Source organism: Labilithrix luteola (assembly GCF_001263205.1).
GTDB lineage: Bacteria > Myxococcota_A > Polyangia > Polyangiales > Polyangiaceae > Labilithrix > Labilithrix luteola.
The window spans coordinates 7,294,887-7,312,903 of the sequence record NZ_CP012333.1 but is presented as its reverse complement, the minus strand read 5'-3'; the positions used below and the strand labels follow the sequence as shown (position 1 = coordinate 7,312,903).

16 protein-coding genes are annotated in these 18,017 nt (G+C 65.6%); 10 read left to right on the top strand and 6 right to left on the bottom strand.

Features of this window, described 5'->3' with window-relative positions:
* Positions 1-66: 66 nt before the first annotated feature.
* Positions 67-399, top strand: a complete 333-nt coding sequence (locus AKJ09_RS31730; RefSeq protein WP_146651603.1) for a hypothetical protein — start codon at positions 67-69, stop codon at positions 397-399.
* A gap of 48 nt (positions 400-447) precedes the next feature.
* On the opposite strand, the gene AKJ09_RS31725 is transcribed toward AKJ09_RS31730, so the two are convergent.
* Positions 448-654 (bottom strand): hypothetical protein, encoded by a 207-nt coding sequence (locus AKJ09_RS31725; protein ID WP_146651602.1) that lies wholly within the window; start codon positions 652-654, stop codon positions 448-450.
* 740 nt (positions 655-1,394) lie between these two features.
* Here AKJ09_RS31725 and AKJ09_RS56365 point away from each other — a divergent pair.
* Both AKJ09_RS56365 and AKJ09_RS31715 read left to right on the top strand, forming a co-directional pair.
* On the top strand, positions 1,395-1,820 hold the full coding sequence (locus AKJ09_RS56365; protein WP_420814262.1) for a hypothetical protein: 426 nt from the start codon (positions 1,395-1,397) through the stop codon (positions 1,818-1,820).
* A 241-nt stretch (positions 1,821-2,061) separates the two neighbouring features.
* Positions 2,062-2,793: an SDR family NAD(P)-dependent oxidoreductase gene (locus tag AKJ09_RS31715; protein ID WP_146651600.1), complete on the top strand. Its 732-nt coding sequence runs from the start codon at positions 2,062-2,064 to the stop codon at positions 2,791-2,793.
* Here AKJ09_RS31715 and AKJ09_RS56550 read toward each other — a convergent pair.
* Positions 2,782-3,765, bottom strand: a complete 984-nt coding sequence (locus AKJ09_RS56550) for a hypothetical protein (protein ID WP_275936656.1) — start codon at positions 3,763-3,765, stop codon at positions 2,782-2,784. The genes AKJ09_RS31715 and AKJ09_RS56550 overlap by 12 nt on opposite strands.
* A 129-nt stretch (positions 3,766-3,894) precedes the next feature.
* On the opposite strand from AKJ09_RS56550, the gene AKJ09_RS31705 reads away from it, so the two are divergent.
* On the top strand, positions 3,895-5,169 hold the full coding sequence (locus tag AKJ09_RS31705; protein ID WP_146655723.1) for a DEAD/DEAH box helicase: 1,275 nt from the start codon (positions 3,895-3,897) through the stop codon (positions 5,167-5,169).
* A gap of 122 nt (positions 5,170-5,291) precedes the next feature.
* Positions 5,292-5,912: a hypothetical protein gene (locus tag AKJ09_RS31700; protein ID WP_146651599.1), complete on the top strand. Its 621-nt coding sequence runs from the start codon at positions 5,292-5,294 to the stop codon at positions 5,910-5,912.
* Between the two features lie 586 nt (positions 5,913-6,498).
* On the opposite strand, the gene AKJ09_RS31695 is transcribed toward AKJ09_RS31700, so the two are convergent.
* Positions 6,499-7,515 carry an RNA polymerase subunit sigma-70 gene (locus AKJ09_RS31695; RefSeq protein WP_146651598.1) on the bottom strand — a complete coding sequence of 339 codons (1,017 nt, stop codon included), beginning with the start codon at positions 7,513-7,515 and terminating at the stop codon, positions 6,499-6,501.
* 75 nt (positions 7,516-7,590) lie between these two features.
* Between AKJ09_RS31695 and AKJ09_RS31690 the strand changes: the two genes are divergently transcribed.
* From AKJ09_RS31690 to AKJ09_RS31670, 5 genes are all read left to right on the top strand, one after another.
* Positions 7,591-8,232, top strand: coding sequence for a dihydrofolate reductase family protein (locus AKJ09_RS31690; protein ID WP_146651597.1), 642 nt, complete (start codon positions 7,591-7,593; stop codon positions 8,230-8,232).
* A gap of 58 nt (positions 8,233-8,290) precedes the next feature.
* Positions 8,291-8,584 carry a hypothetical protein gene (locus tag AKJ09_RS31685; protein ID WP_146651596.1) on the top strand — a complete coding sequence of 98 codons (294 nt, stop codon included), beginning with the start codon at positions 8,291-8,293 and terminating at the stop codon, positions 8,582-8,584.
* Between the two features lie 322 nt (positions 8,585-8,906).
* Positions 8,907-10,301, top strand: coding sequence for a TolC family protein (locus AKJ09_RS31680; protein WP_169928026.1), 1,395 nt, complete (start codon positions 8,907-8,909; stop codon positions 10,299-10,301).
* A gap of 3 nt (positions 10,302-10,304) precedes the next feature.
* Positions 10,305-13,484, top strand: a complete 3,180-nt coding sequence (locus AKJ09_RS31675) for an efflux RND transporter permease subunit (protein ID WP_146651594.1) — start codon at positions 10,305-10,307, stop codon at positions 13,482-13,484.
* On the top strand, positions 13,481-14,650 hold the full coding sequence (locus AKJ09_RS31670; RefSeq protein WP_146651593.1) for an efflux RND transporter periplasmic adaptor subunit: 1,170 nt from the start codon (positions 13,481-13,483) through the stop codon (positions 14,648-14,650). Before AKJ09_RS31675 ends, AKJ09_RS31670 begins: the two co-directional genes overlap by 4 nt.
* 108 nt (positions 14,651-14,758) lie before the next feature.
* On the opposite strand, the gene thiC is transcribed toward AKJ09_RS31670, so the two are convergent.
* Genes thiC through thiM form a run of 3 tightly spaced genes read right to left on the bottom strand, consistent with a single transcriptional unit; the run spans position 14,759 to position 18,004 of the window.
* Positions 14,759-16,561: a phosphomethylpyrimidine synthase ThiC gene (gene thiC, locus AKJ09_RS31665; RefSeq protein WP_146651592.1), complete on the bottom strand. Its 1,803-nt coding sequence runs from the start codon at positions 16,559-16,561 to the stop codon at positions 14,759-14,761.
* On the bottom strand, positions 16,558-17,196 hold the full coding sequence (gene thiE, locus AKJ09_RS31660; protein WP_146651591.1) for a thiamine phosphate synthase: 639 nt from the start codon (positions 17,194-17,196) through the stop codon (positions 16,558-16,560). The genes thiC and thiE overlap by 4 nt, the downstream gene beginning before the upstream one ends.
* Positions 17,189-18,004, bottom strand: coding sequence for a hydroxyethylthiazole kinase (gene thiM, locus AKJ09_RS31655; protein WP_146651590.1), 816 nt, complete (start codon positions 18,002-18,004; stop codon positions 17,189-17,191). Before thiM ends, thiE begins: the two co-directional genes overlap by 8 nt.
* Between the last annotated feature and the right edge of the window lie 13 nt (positions 18,005-18,017).

Sequence of the window (18,017 nt, the reverse complement as noted above, 5' to 3'; positions counted from 1 at the left end):
CAACTTAAGACACAAACCGGAAATGTTCCGGTCAGGCGTTTTGGTCAGGATGGCCGAAGAAACGCCATGAACCAACGCTCCTTCCTCTGTGCAACCGTCTTCGCCCTCTTTCCCTTCGCGCTCGAGGCCTTCCTACCGGCGTGCACCAATATCGAGACCAGCATCGATTGCGGAACACTCTGCGATAGGCAACGAAGCTGCTACCAGTCAAACCTGGATCGCAATGTTTGCCGCGATCGCTGCAACGACCTCGCCGACGACAACCACACGTTCCGCGATCAGGCGAGCGATTGCAGCGATTGCATCGCCAAACGAAGCACGTGTGCCGCCGTCACCGACCGCTGCGAAACGGTCTGTGCGCCCGTCCGCGAGCGCCTCGGCCTCAACGCCGCGAAGTAGGCGTCCCCCCCTAGGCTCTGCGCCCACCCCGGCCGGAAAGACCAGGCCTCACCGACGTTGTCCGCCTCTACTTCTTGCGCGGTACTCGTCGAGCGTCAGGATCGGTACGCCGGCTCGTCGCATGTTTGCGAACACCTCTTCGAGCACGTCGCGATCATCGTCGATGATCATCGGCGCCATCGTCTCGAGGTCGAACACGAGGTACCCAGAAGGTACCTCCACAAGCCCGTAGCGATCCATTTCGGTGGTCCACATCGGCTCGTAGGACCGCAACCTGTCACGACTCACGACGACTCCCCCGGTCCCCGATGTTTGACCCATGCTTGTTCACGGATGCATCGTATCCCGTCGGTCCTCGACCGGGTACAGCCCGGGTGCGTGAGCAGAAACGGTTCAACGACGCGGATCGAGGGCTTGGTCACCATGACCGCCGCGGACGACGCCCCCTAGCTCTCCGACCAGCAGGGTGCGGAGCTCGCTGCGAGCGTCGAGGCTCGGCCGCTCGAATCTGGCTATCGCTCCAGCGTTTCGAGGCGACCGATGATCGGTCACCTGCTCGAATGAGGCTTCGAGGTGAAGCGCCCAATCAAAGGATGCGTGACTTACCTATTTGAATCCGATCGAGAGAGGATTGCTTTCTATCAACGCGTGCCTATGTTCAACCGCTCGCCACGCCGAGGGAGTGAACGCCCTCGAGCCTCGAGCCTCGAGCAGCGCGAGGGGAGCGAGTGAGGAGGAATTGGGGAATGAGGGGGACGCAGTTGGCATTGCCGGAGCCGCCGCGTAGGGGTGGCAGGCGGCAGGGCGCAGGACGAAAGAGGTGCGAGGGGGCTCGGCCGTGCGTGGCGCATCGGCGGCGTCCGGAACATCACTTTCGTCATCCCGTGCATGTGACGCTGCGTATAGCGAAGGGGCTACCGAGCTTTCGCAACGAGCGAGTCTATCTGGCCGTCGAGTCGGCGATTCGAGCCACGCGAAAGCCGGACTTTCGCATCGTGGAATTCTCGGTCCAGGACGACCATATCCACGCGTTGGTCGAGGGCGACGACAAGCGGTCTCTCGAACGCGGGCTCAGAAGTCTCATCGCACGCGTGACGAAACGCGTGAAGAAGGCGCTCGGAATCTCGCGCGCAAAAGTCTTTGGTGATCGTTACCATCGCCGCGACCTCACGAGTCCGCGTCAGGTTCGAAATGCGCTCGTCTACGTCCTCGCGAACTTCAAGAAACACCTTCGCATGACGCAGGGCGCACCGCGAATCGATCTCCGGTCCTCCGCGCAGTGGTTCACGGGCTGGATTCAGAACAGACAGCTTCCGGCGGAGTCATCGCCTGTGGAGCCTCCACGAACCTGGCTCGCGCGGGTTGGGTGGATGAAACACGGCTTGATTCATCCAGGCGAAGCGCCACGATCCCCGAGCTGACGGCCGTCCAGCCTATGCCCGGAGTTGATCGCCGGCCACGTCGCACGCTCCTTTGCTCCCGGCTCTACGCGACGCTTTCGTTGGGAAGCACGACTCTCCTGGGGTTCGGCGTTCGAATCGTACCCCGATCGGACCAAGCAAGAACGCGACCGGACGCGCCCCATTGTGAACCGCTGCTTAACAGCTCATTCACCCTACGGCGGGTAGTCCCTCGGCACGATCGAGCGCATCGTACACACTCATGGCGCGGGTACTCGTTACTGGCTCTGCAGATGGGTTAGGTCGGGCCACGGCACAGACACTCCTTGCCGAAGGGCACCAGGTCGTTGTCCACGTCCGTAGCCAGGCTCGGGTCACCGCCGTGCAAGAGCTCGTGGCGCGAGGCGCAAGCGTCGTTGTCGGGGACCTCGCCGATCTTCGGCAGACGCGCGCGCTCGCGGGCCAAGTGAACGCTCGCGGGCCAATGGATGCCGTGATCCACAACGCAGGCGTCTACTCCGGCCCGTCCGTGCTCCCGGTCAATGTTGTCGCGCCCTACGTTCTCACGGTCCTCATCCAACGTCCCAAACGCCTCGTCTACCTGAGCAGCGGCATGCACCGTAGTGGGCGCCCGGCGCTCGACGGGATGGACTGGACCGGACACCACGAGACCGGTTCCTATTCCGACAGCAAGCTCTTCGTCACCACGCTCGCGTCCACAGTCGCGCGGCTCTGGCCGGACGTTCTCAGCAACTCGGTCGATCCGGGTTGGGTCCCGACGAGGATGGGCGGCCCCAATGCGCCGGACGACCTACGGCTAGGACACGTCACCCAAGAGTGGCTGGCGACCAGCGATGCCGCCCAGGCGCGCACCACGAATGGCTACTGGCACCACCAACGACGGGTCGATCCACATCCTGCGGTACACGATTTGAAGTGGCAGACCCGCCTGCTCGATGAACTGGCTCGGGCCACCGGGGTCTCACTGGCATGAAGGCACGCCGAAGCGGTGAAACACTTTTGAAGGGTCAGGGCGCGCAGTCGGGGTCGAAGAGCTCGGGGCGATACTCGAAGTGCATCGTGTCGAAGTGAGCCCAGCGTCCTCCCCAGATGAATCGTTCGGACTCGAACGCATCGACGATGGCTTGCGGAATGGAGTTCTTCCACGTGAACGAGCCGTCGGGCTTCTTTTCCCACTCCCAGTAGTTGCTCGCCGCGGTTCGATGTCGATCGCAATTCCGTACGAGTGCGCGCTCATTCGATTCGTGTTCGCGATCGGGCGCCATAGATAGGTGCCGCCGAGCGGACCGGTGACGAACGATCGGAGCGACGGCGTCTGCCCGATGAGCTGTACGAGCTTCGTCGAGACCCTCGCGAGCGCCGCGGCTGCGAGCGTATGGAAGGTCACGCTCTGACCGACGAAGTCCACGGCGACGAGCTTCGCTTCGACGGCCTTTGCAGTGTCACCGAAGGTTGCCTTGAACAGCACGTCGTTCCGAATGCGGCCAGGGTCGTCGTTTGCCGTGTTGACCGGAACGATCGGCCCGGTGCGATACGGCATGGCGAGCGTATCTTCGAGGTCGGGCGCCGCGAGGGCCTCGTCGAAGGACTTCGTCTTCCCGTCGTCCCACGCGAGCTCGGTGCCGTCAGGCAGCTTCAGCGACCAGGTCCCGGAGGCCGACTTCGTAGGGGTGCCGACGTAGTACTTGGCCAAGCACTTCAAGCGCCGCTCGGGCGCGGAAATCGCCGATGGCGACGACGAGGAGGGAGGAGCATCCCCCGTAGGCTGCGTGGCCGGACTGCCCGCCGCGGAGGGCACACCGGTTGTCGGCGCCGGATCGCGGCTCTCGACGACCGTCGACGACGAACTTCCGCCACACGCCGAGATCATCGACGCGGCGAGCACGAACGAGGCAAACGAAGCGAACGACGCGAACGACGCGAACGGCCTGGCCGACCTGGTCATGGCGATAGTCGTACGCCAGATTCGCTTGAGGTCAACCGACGATGTTCGCGATCGCTCCCGCTGTTGCGAAGAACTGACGCCGATTGACGCCAGGCGGGGTAGCCTCACGCCGTGACGACTTCCGACGACGTGACGTTCGTTTCGCTCGGGCTCTCTGGGCCTCTCCTTCGAGCGCTCGAAGAGCTCGGGCACGAGCGGCCGCGCGCCATTCAGGCGGCTGTGATCTCCGCCATTCTCGACGGCCGCGACGTCTGGGCGTCCGCCGAAACAGGCTCGGGCAAGACCGCAGCCTTCGTGCTCCCGCTTCTCGAAAAGCTCGGCACCCAACGCCGCGCGACGACGCCAGGGCGCCCCCGACCGCTTCGTGCGCTGATCCTCGTGCCGACACGTGAGCTCGCCGCGCAGATCGGCGAAGCCATCGATGACTACGCGCGTCACCTCCCCGAACGACCCAAGACGTGCATCGCGTTTGGGGGCGTTTCGATCAATCCGCAGCTGATGTCGCTTCGCGGCGGTGCGGACATCGTCGTCGCCACACCAGGCCGCCTCCTGGATCTCGTATCTCACAACGCTCTTCGCCTCGCGTCTGTCGAGATGCTCGTGCTCGACGAAGCCGATCGGCTGCTGTCCCTCGGCTTCGCCGACGAGCTTGCGCGCGTGCTCTCGCTCCTCGGTCGACGTCAGACGCTCCTCTTCTCGGCCACCTTCCCGCCCGCAGTTCGCGCCCTCGCCGAGAAGGTGCTCGCGGCTCCGCTTCGGATCGATGTCGCGCGCGAAACGGTCCTCGGCAGTCCGGACGCAAACATCGTTCAACGTGCCATCGAGGTCGACGAAACCAAGCGAACGCCGCTCCTTCGGCACCTGCTCGCGACGGAGGGATGGTCACGCGTCCTCGTCTTCGTCGAGAGTCGACATTCGGCCAACCACGTCGCCGAGAAGCTCCAGCGCGCGCAAATCGCCGCCGCGCCGTTTCATGGGGATCTCACCCAGGGCACGCGAACGACGACGCTCGAAGCCTTCAAAGACGAGCGCCTCCAGGTTCTCGTCGCTACCGATGTCGCAAGCCGCGGCATCGACATCACCGCCCTCCCCGCCGTCGTCAACTACGACCTCCCGCGCTCCGCCGCCGACTACGTCCACCGCATTGGACGCACCGGTCGCGCGGGCGAGAAGGGCGTCGCCGTCAGCTTCGTCACGCCCGACGCCGAGCCCCATTTTCGACTCATCGAAAAGCGTCACCGCATCCGCGTCGAACGCGAGCGCATCGCCGGCTTCGAACCTACGCCACGCGATCCCGCTGCCGCCTCGGCCGCTCCCGTCCGCGATCCTCACGGCGGTGTGAAGGGAAAACGAAAGAGCAAGAAGGACAAGCTGCGTGAGGCCGCCGCCCGGGCGGCCAAATGAGGACGCGTACGGTGCGTGTCATGTCCTGAACGTCGCCACGAGAAATCGCTCGCAACGCGCAACTTCCTCTGCGCTCAGACCGATGGCTCGATATGGCCATCACTGAGGACCGATTCCCAAGGTTGTTCTCTGCACTTCTGCTCGTGGCTTGCTGGGCCTGCGAGCAACCATCTGCGACGAAGGCGGCGTCGATCGCCAAGGAAGCCCCGACCACGGACGCCGCGCCGAAGGTCCCCCCGGCGTCGACGCCAATCACGAACGAGCCGCCACTCGCGAGCGCGCCTGTCGTCATCGCCGCGGCCCCCGGCTTCACACCAACGCGCCTCGCGATGGGCGTGAGCTTCGACGTCCCTCAGGGCTTCTCCGTCGTGCGCGACGACGACTCCTCCGCGCTCTTCGCAGGGCCCCAAGGGGCACGCCTCCTGGTCGCGTCCCAAGGCGAATGCGGTCTTGGCGAGAAGGTCTTGTGCCAGCCGACGAACGACAACGAAAAGAAATGGGCGCGAAGCGCGACGAAGACATCGTGCCTCATCACCGGCGTGCGCGGCGACACGATCGTTTGGGAGCGCGGCCGCGTCGTCGACGGCGTCGTCTACACGATCCGGTTCGAGTATCCGAAGGCGGCCAAGGCAGCCTACGATCCGATCATCTCTCGCGTATCGAAAACGTGGAAAGTCCCCGACCGGATGTTGGGCGGCTTCTATTGCGGGCCTCCACTCGGAGGCGGCCCAGTCGGTGACTGAGGAAAACCAGCCTGTTCAGCAGGGCTGCAATGCCTATTCAGTCGTAGAGAGACGTGTAGCCGGGGAATGTGCAAATCCCCGCTTCACACGACCATTGCCCTTCGCCCGGCAGATAGATCGGACAGTCCGACGCGACCGTGCAAGCGATCCGCCGTTTCGTGCAAACGAAGTTCTGAATCGCCCCCGGCTTTGACTGCGCTGGCTGATTGCAGATCGCGTCTACTCCACAAGGGTTGTAAGTCTCGCTCGTGCGTTCGCAGGTGCCCAAGCACTCGGCGTGGCACGCGCCGGCAACACACGCAACCTCGGGCGCGCACCGCCCGGCCCGCTGCGCCGCGGCCGAGTTGATACAGTCCGACGCGGTCTGGCAGCTATCGTCCTCCGCGCTGCTACCGCAGTGAGCGGTAATGCACGCGAGGAGCAGCACAATCATCGGGGTGGCGCGATTGGACCGACGCGATTTCATCATGAAGCCTCAGAAAACAGAGTCATAGAGCATCGTGTTGCACGATGGGCCCAAGGTCTCGAGGCCCCCAACAACCCCGCGTCTTGCGCGCGCGAGCGATCGACGCGGCGCTACGTAGGCTCACCCTTCGAGCACCGCCGGGAAGCCCCACTGCGCGAACAGCTCGGGCAGCACGAACACCGTAAGCTCGGAGATGTGCGCGTCGTCGTCGAGGGTAAGCACCGTGAGGCAGGTCGCGATGTAGCGGCCATCGGATGCGCGCACGTAGGCCATCGCGGCGGGCTGGCCGTTCATCGTGCTGGGCACGATGCGGTAGCGGCCCGGGCGCGGGGCTCCATCCCAGGTGCCCGGCGAGTGATGCACCGCGACCACCGCATCCCGGCCGTCGAGCCAGTACGGCCACGGCGGCATGTTCATGATCGCGTCATCCGTCAGCATCGCGACGAAGCCGTCGAAGTTGCCGGTCTCCCATGCGCGCACGTAGCGATCGACGACGTCCGCTTGGCGTCGCGCCAGGTCGGGGCTCGGCTCGCGGGTGTGTGGCCTCGCGATCGTCGCGCGCGCCCGCTGTAGCGCGCTGTTGACCGCGGCTTCCGTGGTCTCGAGGATCGCGGCGACCTCTGCCACGTTCCAGTCGAGGACGTCGTGCAGGATCAGCGCGGCTCGCTGGCGTGCGGGCAGTACCTGGACGACGCGCACGAACGCGAGGCGCATGCCCTCGCGCAGGCGCACGGCGTCCTCGGGGCTGCGCGCGAGCGGCAGGCTCGCGTCGGGATAGGGCTCGAGCCAGTGGATGTCGGCGCGCGGGTCACCCACCGGCGGTCCAGGCTCGACGGGCGGGCCGACGTCCTGCGGCAGCAAGCGGCGCGCACGCGTCTTCAGCATGTCGAGGCACGTGTTCGTCACGATGCGGTACATCCACGCGCGAAAGCTCGCGTGTGGCTCGTAGGCACCGAGCCCGCGCCACGCCTTGATCCGCGCCTCCTGCATGGCGTCATCGGCGTCGTGGAAGCCGCCGAGCATGCGGTAGGCGTACGCGTGGAGCTCGCGACCGAAAGGCTCGACCAGACCGCGAAAGGCAGCTTCGTCACCGCCTCGAGCGGCGCCGAGCAGCGTATCGTCTTTTTTTTCGCTCATGGCCTCATGTAACCGATGAGTGGGGCGCGCGGCCGTCGTTTCATCGCCAGACTACACCGCGAAAGGCGACTACAGATGAGCAAGGTGTTCTTCAGCGTCAGCATGTCCCTCGACGGGTACATGGTTCCTCCGGGCATGGACCTGGCCCATGCAGGGGATCCGAGCTACCTCGACTGGGGCGCGCAGTGGGGAAAGCTGCAGAGCTGGATCTTTCCGCAAAAGTTCTTCCGGGAGAGGCTCAAGCTCGGCGAAGGCGGCGAGACCGGCAGGGACAACGAGGTCGCCGAGGGGACGTTTCTGCGCACCGGCGTCAGCATCATGGGCAAGCGGATGTTCGACCTTGGCGAACGGATGTGGCCCGAGGAGGCGCCGTTCCACACGCCGGTCTACGTGCTCACCAAGACCGTGCGCGAGCCGTGGGTGCGCCCCGGCGGGAGTACATTCTACTTCGTCAACGACGGCATCGAGAGCGCGTTGCGCCAGGCGCGCGCCGCGGCCAACGGCAAGGACATCCGCATCGCGGGCGGCGCGCATGTGATCCAGCAATACTTGAACGCCGGCCTCGTCGACGAGATCAACGTCGCCGTGTCGCCCGTAGTGTTCGGCGGCGGCAGCCGCTTGTTCGAGGAGACCGATCGCAAACTGCAGCTCGAGATCATCGAGGCGATTCCGTCGCCGCGCGTCACGCACCTGCGCTACGCCGTGCGCAGGGCGTGAGCTACGAATGCGCGAGGACCGCTCGACCGGCCCACGTCTCCGCGGGGCAATCGGGCGAATGGGGGCCACCACGGCGCTCGCTCTGCTCGCGGGCCGCTCCGATCGCTCACTCGACCAAGCCGCGAACCGTATTCCGGCGAGGGTGCGCCACCAGTTTCCCATGCTCGAACAAGTCTACGTCCGCTCGCCGGTGTACGTCGACGAAGTCCAACTCGTCAAAGGACGAGACCTCCACGCGCTCCTTGCCGAGTTGCAGCGACTTCGTCGAATCTGCGCGCGCGAGGAGTTCATGCGCCGTGTGACCGTATCGCTGACGGAAGGAAGCGATCGCTGCGAGACCACGTCTCCCTGAGAGGGATCGAGAAGACCTGCCGCGCGATCGCGCGCCGTTGACAGCGCTCGTCGGAACGCTCTCCGTCGCGCTCCTCGCTCGATCGCAGATGGCCCTGCGCTCGAGGCGGTGAAGCCTTAGGTAAATCGTGACCGCGCTCGACTCGTCACCGTGTCGGCCGAGCACGTCGATCATGCCCTCCTTTCGGCAGCGCCCCTCGACAGCGACGCTCATGAAAGATGCTCGCGAACATCGCCGTATCGCGCGCGTCCTACGCGTTGTGGTCCTGCCAGCGATCGTCGGCGTCCATGGGTGTGCGGAATCGCAAGTCGCGGCGCCGGCAATGGCAACTTCGCCGACGTCCAAGAGTACCGTCGCGGCACAGGCTGCGGCCACGACGACAACCACGGAGGCCGCGGCTCTCGATGCCCCGCCGATGAAGGCCTCCTTCACCCTCGAGCAGGCCATCGCCGAAGCACTCGCACGACATCCCCTGCTCCGCGCCGCACGCGCCGACGAGCGCGCCGCCGACGCACGCGTCGACGAGGCGCATCTGCGCGAGCTGCCGTCCGCCGGAGTCAGCGCGGAGCTCAATCGATCGACGGGCAACACCGTGCCTGGGGCGTTCTTCTATTCGCAAGGCTTTCCCGCGATCTCCGGTCCCGTCGAAGGAAAGGCGCTCAACGCAGGGAATTGGCAAACAGGCGCGAGCATCTGGGCGTCGTGGGATGTCCTCACGTTTGCACGCGAAGCCGGGGTCATCGATTCGGCGCTCGCTCAGCGTCGGGTGTCGACCGCACGAGTGAGCGTGGTGCAGCTCGACGTCGCGTATGGCGCGGCGGACGCGTTTTTGCTCCTCCTCGAAGCGCAAGAGACGGTTCGTGCCGCGCAGGCCACCGTCGATCGCGCCGAGACGCTCGTCGCGATGACCAAGCCACTCGTCGACCAGACCCTCCGCCCGGGCGTCGATCTCGCTCGCGCGCAGGCCGAGCTTGCCGCTGCACGCACGCTGCTCGCCAACGCCACGCAGGCGCGCGACGTCCGGCGTGCAAACCTCGCCGTGGCCATCGGTGAAGCCGGCCTGGTCGTCGAGGCTGCGCCAGGCAACGTCCTCGAGCCCGTCGACGTTCCTCGTCAACCTGCGCGCATCGCCGACAACCCCCAAGTGGTCGAAGCCAATGCGGTGGTCGAGCGGTTCAGTGGAGAGCGCGCGGCCGTGCGAGCGCAGTTCTTACCGCGCATCGATCTCGTCGCAGCACTGTACGCGCGAGGGACTGGCCTGTCAGTCGTTGGTCTATCTCAGAGTCCCGCAAACGGCCTCGTTCCTGACGTGGCGAATTGGGCCGCCGGTTTGGTGGTGACTTGGTCGGCGCTCGATATCCCCTCGATCAGCGCGCGCTCGCGCGCAGCGAATGCAGACTACACAGCTGCGATTGCACGGCGGGATCAGGTGGTGCTCGCCGTGTCGGGTCAGCTCGAAAGTGCGTCGGCCTTCCTGCGGGGCGCGCAAAGCATTGCGCGTGAGACGCCGATTGCGCTCTCCGCAGCTCGAGCAGCCGAGCAGCAGGCCCTCGCGCGATATCGAACGACACTCGCGCCCATCGTCGACGTCGCGGACGCCGAACGAGTCCTCACGCAGGCGGAGATCAACGACGCAATCGCCCGAATCGAAGTGCGACGCGCCCTGCTGGCGCTCGCGCGCGCCGCCGGTGACCTTGGCCCCCTTCTGTCGAGGTAGACCATGTGGTTGGTTCACGCGGCGCTAAGGAGGCCCATCACCGTCCTGGTCTTGGTCATCGCCATGGCGCTCCTGTCGTTCGTCGCGATCGGGCGCACACGGGTCGACATCTTTCCGGATTTGAACATCCCGACCATCTACGTCGCGCAGCCCTATGGCGGAATGAGCCCTCAGCAAATCGAGGGCTTCATCTCGTACTACTACGAATACCACTTCCTCTATATCGACGGCATCGAGAGCGTCGAGGCGCGGTCGATTCAGGGCACCGCTCTCTTGCGACTGAACTTTCACCCTGGCACCGATATGAGCCAGGCGCTCGCGCAGACGATCTCGTACGTCAATCGCGCCAAAGCGTTCATGCCGCCGGGCACCGTACCGCCCTTCATCATTCGGTATGACGCGGGAACGCTCCCTGTCGGATATCTCGTCTTCTCGAGCCCGACGCGCACGCTCGCCGAGATGCAAGACCTGGCGCTCAACCGCGTTCGTCCACAGTTCGCAACGCTTGCCGGCGTTTCATCGCCTCCGCCTTTCGGCGCGAGCCAGCGAACGATCGTCCTCGACGTCGATCCGCAGAAGCTACAATCGTATGGGCGTTCGCCCGCCGACGTGGTGCAGGCACTCGCGACCGGCAACAGCATTCAGCCGGCCGGAAACGCCGATATCGGAACGACGAACACACTCGTGACGACGAACTCGACCGTCGTCGACTACCAGGACCTGCTCGATATCCCGCTCCAGCTCGGACCAGGCAAGTCCGTGTACATGCGTGACGTCGCGACCATCGCGGACAGCGCCGATCTCCTCGCCGGCTACGCGCTTCGCAACGGGAAGCGCACGATTTACATCCCCGTGACGAAGCGCCCCGACGCATCGACCATCACCGTGGTCGACGCGGTCAAGCAGAGCCTCCCACGTTTTCAGTCGCTTTTACCCGACGACGTGCACGTCGATTACGAGCTCGATCAATCGGCCTACGTACGGGCGGCGCTGAGCTCCGTGTTGCGTGAGGCATCGATCGGGGCGGCCCTTACGGGGCTCATGCTATTTCTCTTCCTCCGCGATTGGCGCTCGTCGCTGATCGTCGTCATGACCATCCCCTTCGCGCTTCTCAGCGCCGTCGTTGCGTTGAGGCTCGCTGGCCAGACGATCAACATCATGACGCTGGGCGGTCTCGCGCTCGCGGTCGGCGTACTCGTCGACGAGGGAACGGTGCTCCTCGAGAACATCCACGTGCATCTCGACGGAGCCGAGACGAAGGCGCGCGCCGTGCTCGCCGCCAGTCGCGAGGTCGCAACGCCTCGCCTCCTCGCCATGCTCAGCGTGTTTGCCGTCTTCCTGCCGGCATTCTTCATGAGCGGACCTGCGCAATCGCTCTTCCTTCCGCTCTCGCTCGCCGTCGGCTTCTCGATGGGGGCGTCGTACCTGCTCTCGAGCTCCCTCGTGCCGGTACTTGCGAACTGGATGCTGCGGGAGGTCCACGCCACGGGCGCGAGCGAGGAAGCGGCTCCGCCGAAGAAAGAGCCGGCATTCGTCAGGTTCCGGCATCGCTTCGAAGAGGTGCTGACGCGCGTCATGCGATATCCAATTTTGCTGCTTGCGGGCTACGCGATCGTCGCCGCCCTGGTTCTGGGATTGGTCGCGCCTCGCCTGCCCCAGGAGGTCTTTCCCTCGTCCGCATCGAAGCAGTTTCGTCTTCGCGTCGACGCCCCCGACGGCACTCGGGTCGCGGTAACCGAGGACCGGGTGCGCCGGGCCCTCGAAGCCATTACCGAAGAAGCCGGGGAGAACAATCTCGATCTCAGTCTCGGTTATGTCGGCACGCAGGCCTCGTCATACCCAATCAACGCCGTATTCTTGTGGACGAGCGGGCCGCAACAAGCGGTCATCAACATCGGGCTGAAGCGAGACAGCCATCTCGAGCTCGGGGAGCTGAAGGAGCGACTTCGCGCTCGCTTGTCGCGTGATTTGCCGGACCTCCGATTCTCTTTCGATCCGGGCGATCTCGTCAGCCAGATCCTCAACTTCGGCGCCCCGTCTCAAGCCGAGGTGGCCGTCACGGGCCCTCAGTATGGCGACGCGAAGGCGTACGCCGAGCGCGTTCGCGAACAGTTGGGAAAGGTGGAATCGCTTCGTGACGTGGGCTTCGAAGAGCCGCTTCATTACCCGACGGTGAACGTCAAAATCGACCGCACGCTTGCCGGTCAGCTCGGCGCCACCGCGAACGACGCCGCGGCTGCCGTCGTCTCGTCGACAGGGTCGAGCCGCTTCATCGCTCCCAACTTCTGGCGCGATCCAAAGTCGGGAGTCAGCTACCAAGTGCAGATTCAGGTTCCGCAGCCGCAGATGACGTCGATCCAAGACATCGCGAACATCCCGGTGTCGAGCTCGACGGGGGCCTCTCCGCTGCTTCGACAGCTCGCAGCGCTCGAGCCCACCACCGTGCCCGGCGAGCTCGATCGAAAGAATGGTCTCTGGATGCTCTCCCTCTCGGCGAACGTGGCGAGTAACGACGTCGGCGGCGCAGCACGGGATATCGGCACGGCACTCGACCGCGTGGGCGCGGCACCTCGAGGCGTGAAAGTCGAGGTACGCGGTCAGGTCAACGCGCTCCGCCAGATCTTCGGCGAGCTCGCGATTGGGCTCGGTGCGGCCGTCGGCATCATCCTCCTGGTACTCACGGCGAACTTCCAATCGGTTCGCCTGGCGTTCGTCGTTCTTTCGACCGCGCCGGCCGTGCTCGTCGGCGTGGTGCTCATGTTGATCATCACCGGAACGTCCGTGAACCTCGAGAGTTTCATGGGAACGATCATGGCCATCGGCGTGGCGGTCGCGAACGCGATCCTGCTCGTGACCTTTGCCGAGAAAAACCGGCGGAATGGCGCTGACTCGCACGATGCTGCGCGTGGCGCGGCGACCGAGCGACTGCGTCCTGTCCTGATGACGAGCCTGGCGATGATCGCGGGCATGGTCCCCATGGCGCTCGCGATTGGCGAAGGGAGCGAAGAGACGGCGCCGCTCGGACGAGCGGTCATCGGAGGTCTCTCCATGGCCACCCTCGCGACCTTGTTTCTCCTGCCCACCGTCTTCGGAATCGTTCAACGAAAAGCGCCGACCGCTTCCCGCTCGCTCGACCCGGAAGATCCGGAGAGCCGCTTCAACGAAGCGCGGAGCGCGACATGAACCGCTTCTCGCTCGCGTCCGTGTGCGTGGGAAGCCTGGTGCTCGGCGCGTGTGACAAGAAGGCGCCGGCGCCGCCGTTGGCAATGGCCTCGTCGTCCGTCGAGACGGTCCCGGTGGTCTCGCGAACACTCGATACGGTGGACCGCTTGCCAGCGCAGCTCCTGCCCTACGAGATGGTCGACGTCTATCCAAAGGTCACCGGCTTCCTCGAAGAGATCCGCGTCGACGTGGGCTCGCAAGTCAAACAAGGGGACTTCTTGATGCGCCTGTCAGCGCCCGAACTGCTGGCGCGTAAAGCCCAGGCGCACGCGGCGCTCCAGTCCGCAGAATCACAGCTCACCACGGTTCGCGCGAAGCTCGCCGCCGACGAGGGAACCTACAAGCACCTCGCGCAGGCGGCGCAGACACCGGGCGTGGTTGCCGCCAACGATCTGGCGATCGCTCAGCAAACCGTCGAGGCGGATCGGGGCAGCGTGGGCGCCGCCGAGCACAACGTCCGTGCAGCGCGCGACACGCTCCGTGAAGTTGCGCAGATCGAGGCGTATCTGACGATCTACGCGCCATTCAACGCCACGGTCACGCGGCGAAACCTTCATCCCGGTGCCCTCGTCGGCCCCGCCGCGGGTCAGCCGTCAGCGATACCCATCATCCAGCTCGTCGACGTCGATCGCCTTCGCCTGGTGGTGCCAGTCCCCGAGGCCGACGTGGGCGCGATTCGCGACGGGCAAGAGGTGGCCTTCAGCGTACCGGCCTATCTCGGCGAGATCTTCCGCGCGCCAATCGCCCGCGTGTCCCACGACATCGACCTGAAGACTCGCACGATGCACATCGAGCTCGACGTGCCGAACACGGACAAGCGCCTCTCCCCCGGTGCCTTCGCCACCGTGTCGTGGCCCGTCACTCGCGACCGCCCAACGCTCTTCGTGCCGACATCGGCGATGGCCTCGGATCAGCAGCGAACGTTCGTCATTCGAATAGCGAACGGAGTTGCGGAATGGATGGTCGTCCAGACGGGACACAGCGCGAACGGCGAGATCGAAGTGGTCGGCGATCTCCGCCCCGGCGACGCCGTCGTACGCAACGCAACCGACTCCATCCGCAATGGCGAGAAGGTCAACAAGCACCCGTCAGCCGACGCCAGCCCGACGAACGGAGAGCACCGCTGAGAGACGCTCGCGCGGTGTTTGAGGCGACGAGCTATTTGGAAGGCGAACGGCGCACGGGGCTCGACGACCGCTTCGATTCGGGTCGTCGAGCCTCGCGCGGTCTATTCGTTACTCGGCGCTGGGCGCCTTCTGGTCGTCGACAATTTTCATGTGGATGCGACCGCCGCCTTCGCGGAACTCGGCGGCCTTGGCTTCGAGACCGGCGGTGCGCTCGGCCAGGCGGCGGACGTCCTGCGTGATGCTCATCGAGCAGAACTTCGGGCCGCACATCGAGCAGAAGTGGGCCGTCTTCTGGGCGTCCTTGGGGAGCGTCTCGTCGTGGAAGGAGCGAGCCGTGTCCGGATCGAGCGCGAGATTGAACTGGTCGATCCAGCGGAACTCGAAGCGTGCCTTCGAGAGCGCGTCGTCACGGAGGCGCGCCGCGGGGTGGCCCTTCGCGAGATCGGCCGCGTGCGCTGCGATCTTGTAGGTGATGACACCCGTCTTCACGTCGTCGCGATCGGGCAGCCCGAGGTGCTCTTTCGGCGTGACGTAGCAGAGCATGGCGGTACCGAACCAGCCGATCATCGCCGCGCCGATGCCCGACGTGATGTGGTCGTAGCCCGGAGCGATGTCCGTGGTGAGCGGGCCGAGCGTGTAGAACGGAGCTTCTCCGCACTCGCGGAGCTGCTTGTCCATGTTCGCCTTGATCTTGTGCATCGGCACGTGGCCGGGGCCCTCGATCATGACCTGGCAGCCCTTCTCCCACGCGACCTTGGTGAGCTCGCCGAGCGTGGTGAGCTCCGCGAACTGCGCGGCGTCGTTGGCGTCGGCGATCGAACCGGGGCGGAGGCCATCGCCGAGCGAGAAGGAGACGTCGTACTTGCGAAGGATGTCGCAAATGTCGCCGAAGCGCTCGTAGAGGAAGCTCTCGCGGTGATGTCCGAGACACCACGCGGCCATCATCGAGCCGCCGCGCGAGACGATTCCGGTGACGCGATTCGCCGTCAGCGGCACGTGGGCAAGGCGAACGCCCGCGTGGATCGTGAAGTAGTCGACGCCCTGCTCGCACTGCTCGATGAGGGTGTCGGAGAACACCTCCCAGTCGAGCTTCTGCGGATCGCCGTGCACCTTCTCGAGGGCCTGGTAGATGGGGACGGTGCCGATCGGCACCGGGGAGTTGCGCAGAATCCATTCACGCGTGGCGTGGATGTTCCGGCCCGTGGAGAGATCCATGACGGTGTCGGCGCCCCAGCGGATGGACCACACCATCTTCTCGACTTCCTCGGCGATGGAAGACGCGAGCGCGGAGTTTCCGATGTTCGCGTTGATCTTCACGAGGAAGTTTCGCCCGATGAGCATGGGCTCGAGCTCGGGGTGGTTCACGTTCGCCGGGATGATGGCTCGTCCCGACGCGATCTCCGAGCGAACGAACTCCGGCGTCACGACGTCGGGAATCGAAGCTCCGAAGCTCTCACCGTCGACGAGGGCGCTCCGTCCGAGGTTCTCGCGAGCCGCCGCGTAGACCATCTCCTCGGTGATGATTCCCGCACGTGCGTACTCGAGCTGCGTGACGAGCGCTCCAGGCTTGCCGCGCCGCGGGCGACGCTGCACCGGAAACTGCGGAAGCACCTGCGAGGCGTTCGGCGAGCCGTCGTCCTCGGGTCGAACGGCGCGTCCCTCGTAGGATTCGAGATGACCGCGAGCCTCGAGCCAGCCCTCACGAACGCGAGGCAGTCCTGCCGACAGGTCGACGGCGCCGCCTTCGGTGTAGGGGCCCGAGGCGTCGTAGACGCGCACCGGCGGCTCGTCACCGGTGAGCGCGATCTCGCGCACGGGCACGCGCAAGTCAGGCCGCTCCTCCGGCGAGATGTAGATCTTCTTCGAGCCCGTGATGGGACCGGTGGTGACATTCGTCGGCTTGGTAGTCATGCGAGGACCTCTTGCTGAGTGACGAGAAGCGCACGCGCGGCGCGCTCAGGATCGGGTTGTCCGCAGATCGCGGAGACGACGGCAAGACCAGCTGCGCCCGTTGCGCGCACGGCCGCGGCGCGGCTCGTGTCGATGCCGCCAATGGCAATGCACGGACGACGCGCCCCGGCGATGAGCGCGCGAGCGCCATCGAGACCGAGCGGCCGAGCGTGATCCGGCTTGGTCGACGTCGCAAAGTAAGGGCCGACGCCGTAGTAGTCCGCCGGTCCGAGGTGGGCGGCCTCGAGCTGTGATGCGCTCGTGATCGAGAGCCCGATGATGGCGCTCGGACCAAGCCGCTCGCGCGCGATCGCCGGGGAGTCGTCGCCTTGACCAACGTGCACGCCATCCGCTCCAACGCGTTTGGCAACATCGATGCGGTCGTTCAGGACGAGCGGAACTCCGAGCGGACGGAGGACGCGGAGCAGCGTCTCCGCTTGCGCGGCGAGGACATCGTCGGAGGCGCGCTTATCGCGAAGCTGCACCATGCTCACGCCGCCACGCACCGCGGCCAGCACCGTATCGACGAGCGCGCCCTCCGGCACCAGATCGGGATCGGTGACGAGACAGAGCGTGAGCGCGCGTCGTTCAAGCACGCGTCACCCGCGCCCCCGCGGCGAGATCTTCGGGTGTGATGGCGGCGAGCGCATCCATGAACCGCACCGCAAACGAGCCCGGGCCGGGACAGTCGAGCGCCGCGCGTTCCCCGGCGATGCCAACGAGCACGAGCGCAGCGGCGGCCGCCTCGAGCGGCGCGACACGGGCGCCGAGAAATGCACCGACGATGGCCGTAACCGCACATCCGGAACCGGTGATGGCCGTGAGAAGCGGATGACCATTCGCGATGGCCCAGGTCGTGGTGCCATCCGTCACGACATCGACGGCGCCGGTGACCGCGATGACCGAGTCCGTACGCTTCGCAAGCGCCGCCGCAACGTCGGCGACCTCGGAGCTCGCGCCGTCCGCGTCGACGCCACGCCCCGCGCGCACGCCGGTTGCCACCGCCAAGATCTCGGAGGCGTTCCCTCGCACGATGGTCGGCTTCTCTTCGAGGAGCTTCGCGACCGTCTCACGTCGGAACGTGGTCGCGCCGACCGCGACGGGATCGAGCACCCACGGCACGCCAGCCTCTCGCGCCGCCGCCGCGGCTCCGACCATCGCCGTCACCGAAGGCGCGGTGAGGGTTCCAATGTTCACGACGAGCGAGGACGCGATTCGAGCGAACTCGGACGCCTCCTCCGGTGCATGCACCATGGCAGGCGAAGCGCCAGCCGCAAGCAGGGCATTCGCGGTGAAGTTCATCACCACGTCGTTCGTGATGTTCTGGACGAGCGGCCGCGCGTCACGCAGCCGCCGAAGCGCGCTCGGAAGCGTGCTTACGAAATCGTGGTCCGTGCTCGGCATCGCCGTTCTCCTC

Coding starts and splice junctions, on each gene's coding strand:
- AKJ09_RS31690 (WP_146651597.1), top strand. CDS start 7,591: ATGAGCAAGGTGTTCTTCAGCGTCAGCATGTCCCTCGACGGGTACATG.
- AKJ09_RS56550 (WP_275936656.1), bottom strand. CDS start 3,765: ATGACCAGGTCGGCCAGGCCGTTCGCGTCGTTCGCGTCGTTCGCTTCG.
- AKJ09_RS31680 (WP_169928026.1), top strand. CDS start 8,907: ATGGCAACTTCGCCGACGTCCAAGAGTACCGTCGCGGCACAGGCTGCG.
- thiM (WP_146651590.1), bottom strand. CDS start 18,004: ATGCCGAGCACGGACCACGATTTCGTAAGCACGCTTCCGAGCGCGCTT.
- AKJ09_RS31695 (WP_146651598.1), bottom strand. CDS start 7,515: ATGAGCGAAAAAAAAGACGATACGCTGCTCGGCGCCGCTCGAGGCGGT.
- AKJ09_RS31675 (WP_146651594.1), top strand. CDS start 10,305: ATGTGGTTGGTTCACGCGGCGCTAAGGAGGCCCATCACCGTCCTGGTC.
- AKJ09_RS31715 (WP_146651600.1), top strand. CDS start 2,062: ATGGCGCGGGTACTCGTTACTGGCTCTGCAGATGGGTTAGGTCGGGCC.
- AKJ09_RS31670 (WP_146651593.1), top strand. CDS start 13,481: ATGAACCGCTTCTCGCTCGCGTCCGTGTGCGTGGGAAGCCTGGTGCTC.
- AKJ09_RS31725 (WP_146651602.1), bottom strand. CDS start 654: ATGTGGACCACCGAAATGGATCGCTACGGGCTTGTGGAGGTACCTTCT.
- AKJ09_RS31730 (WP_146651603.1), top strand. CDS start 67: ATGAACCAACGCTCCTTCCTCTGTGCAACCGTCTTCGCCCTCTTTCCC.
- thiC (WP_146651592.1), bottom strand. CDS start 16,561: ATGACTACCAAGCCGACGAATGTCACCACCGGTCCCATCACGGGCTCG.
- AKJ09_RS31685 (WP_146651596.1), top strand. CDS start 8,291: ATGGGGGCCACCACGGCGCTCGCTCTGCTCGCGGGCCGCTCCGATCGC.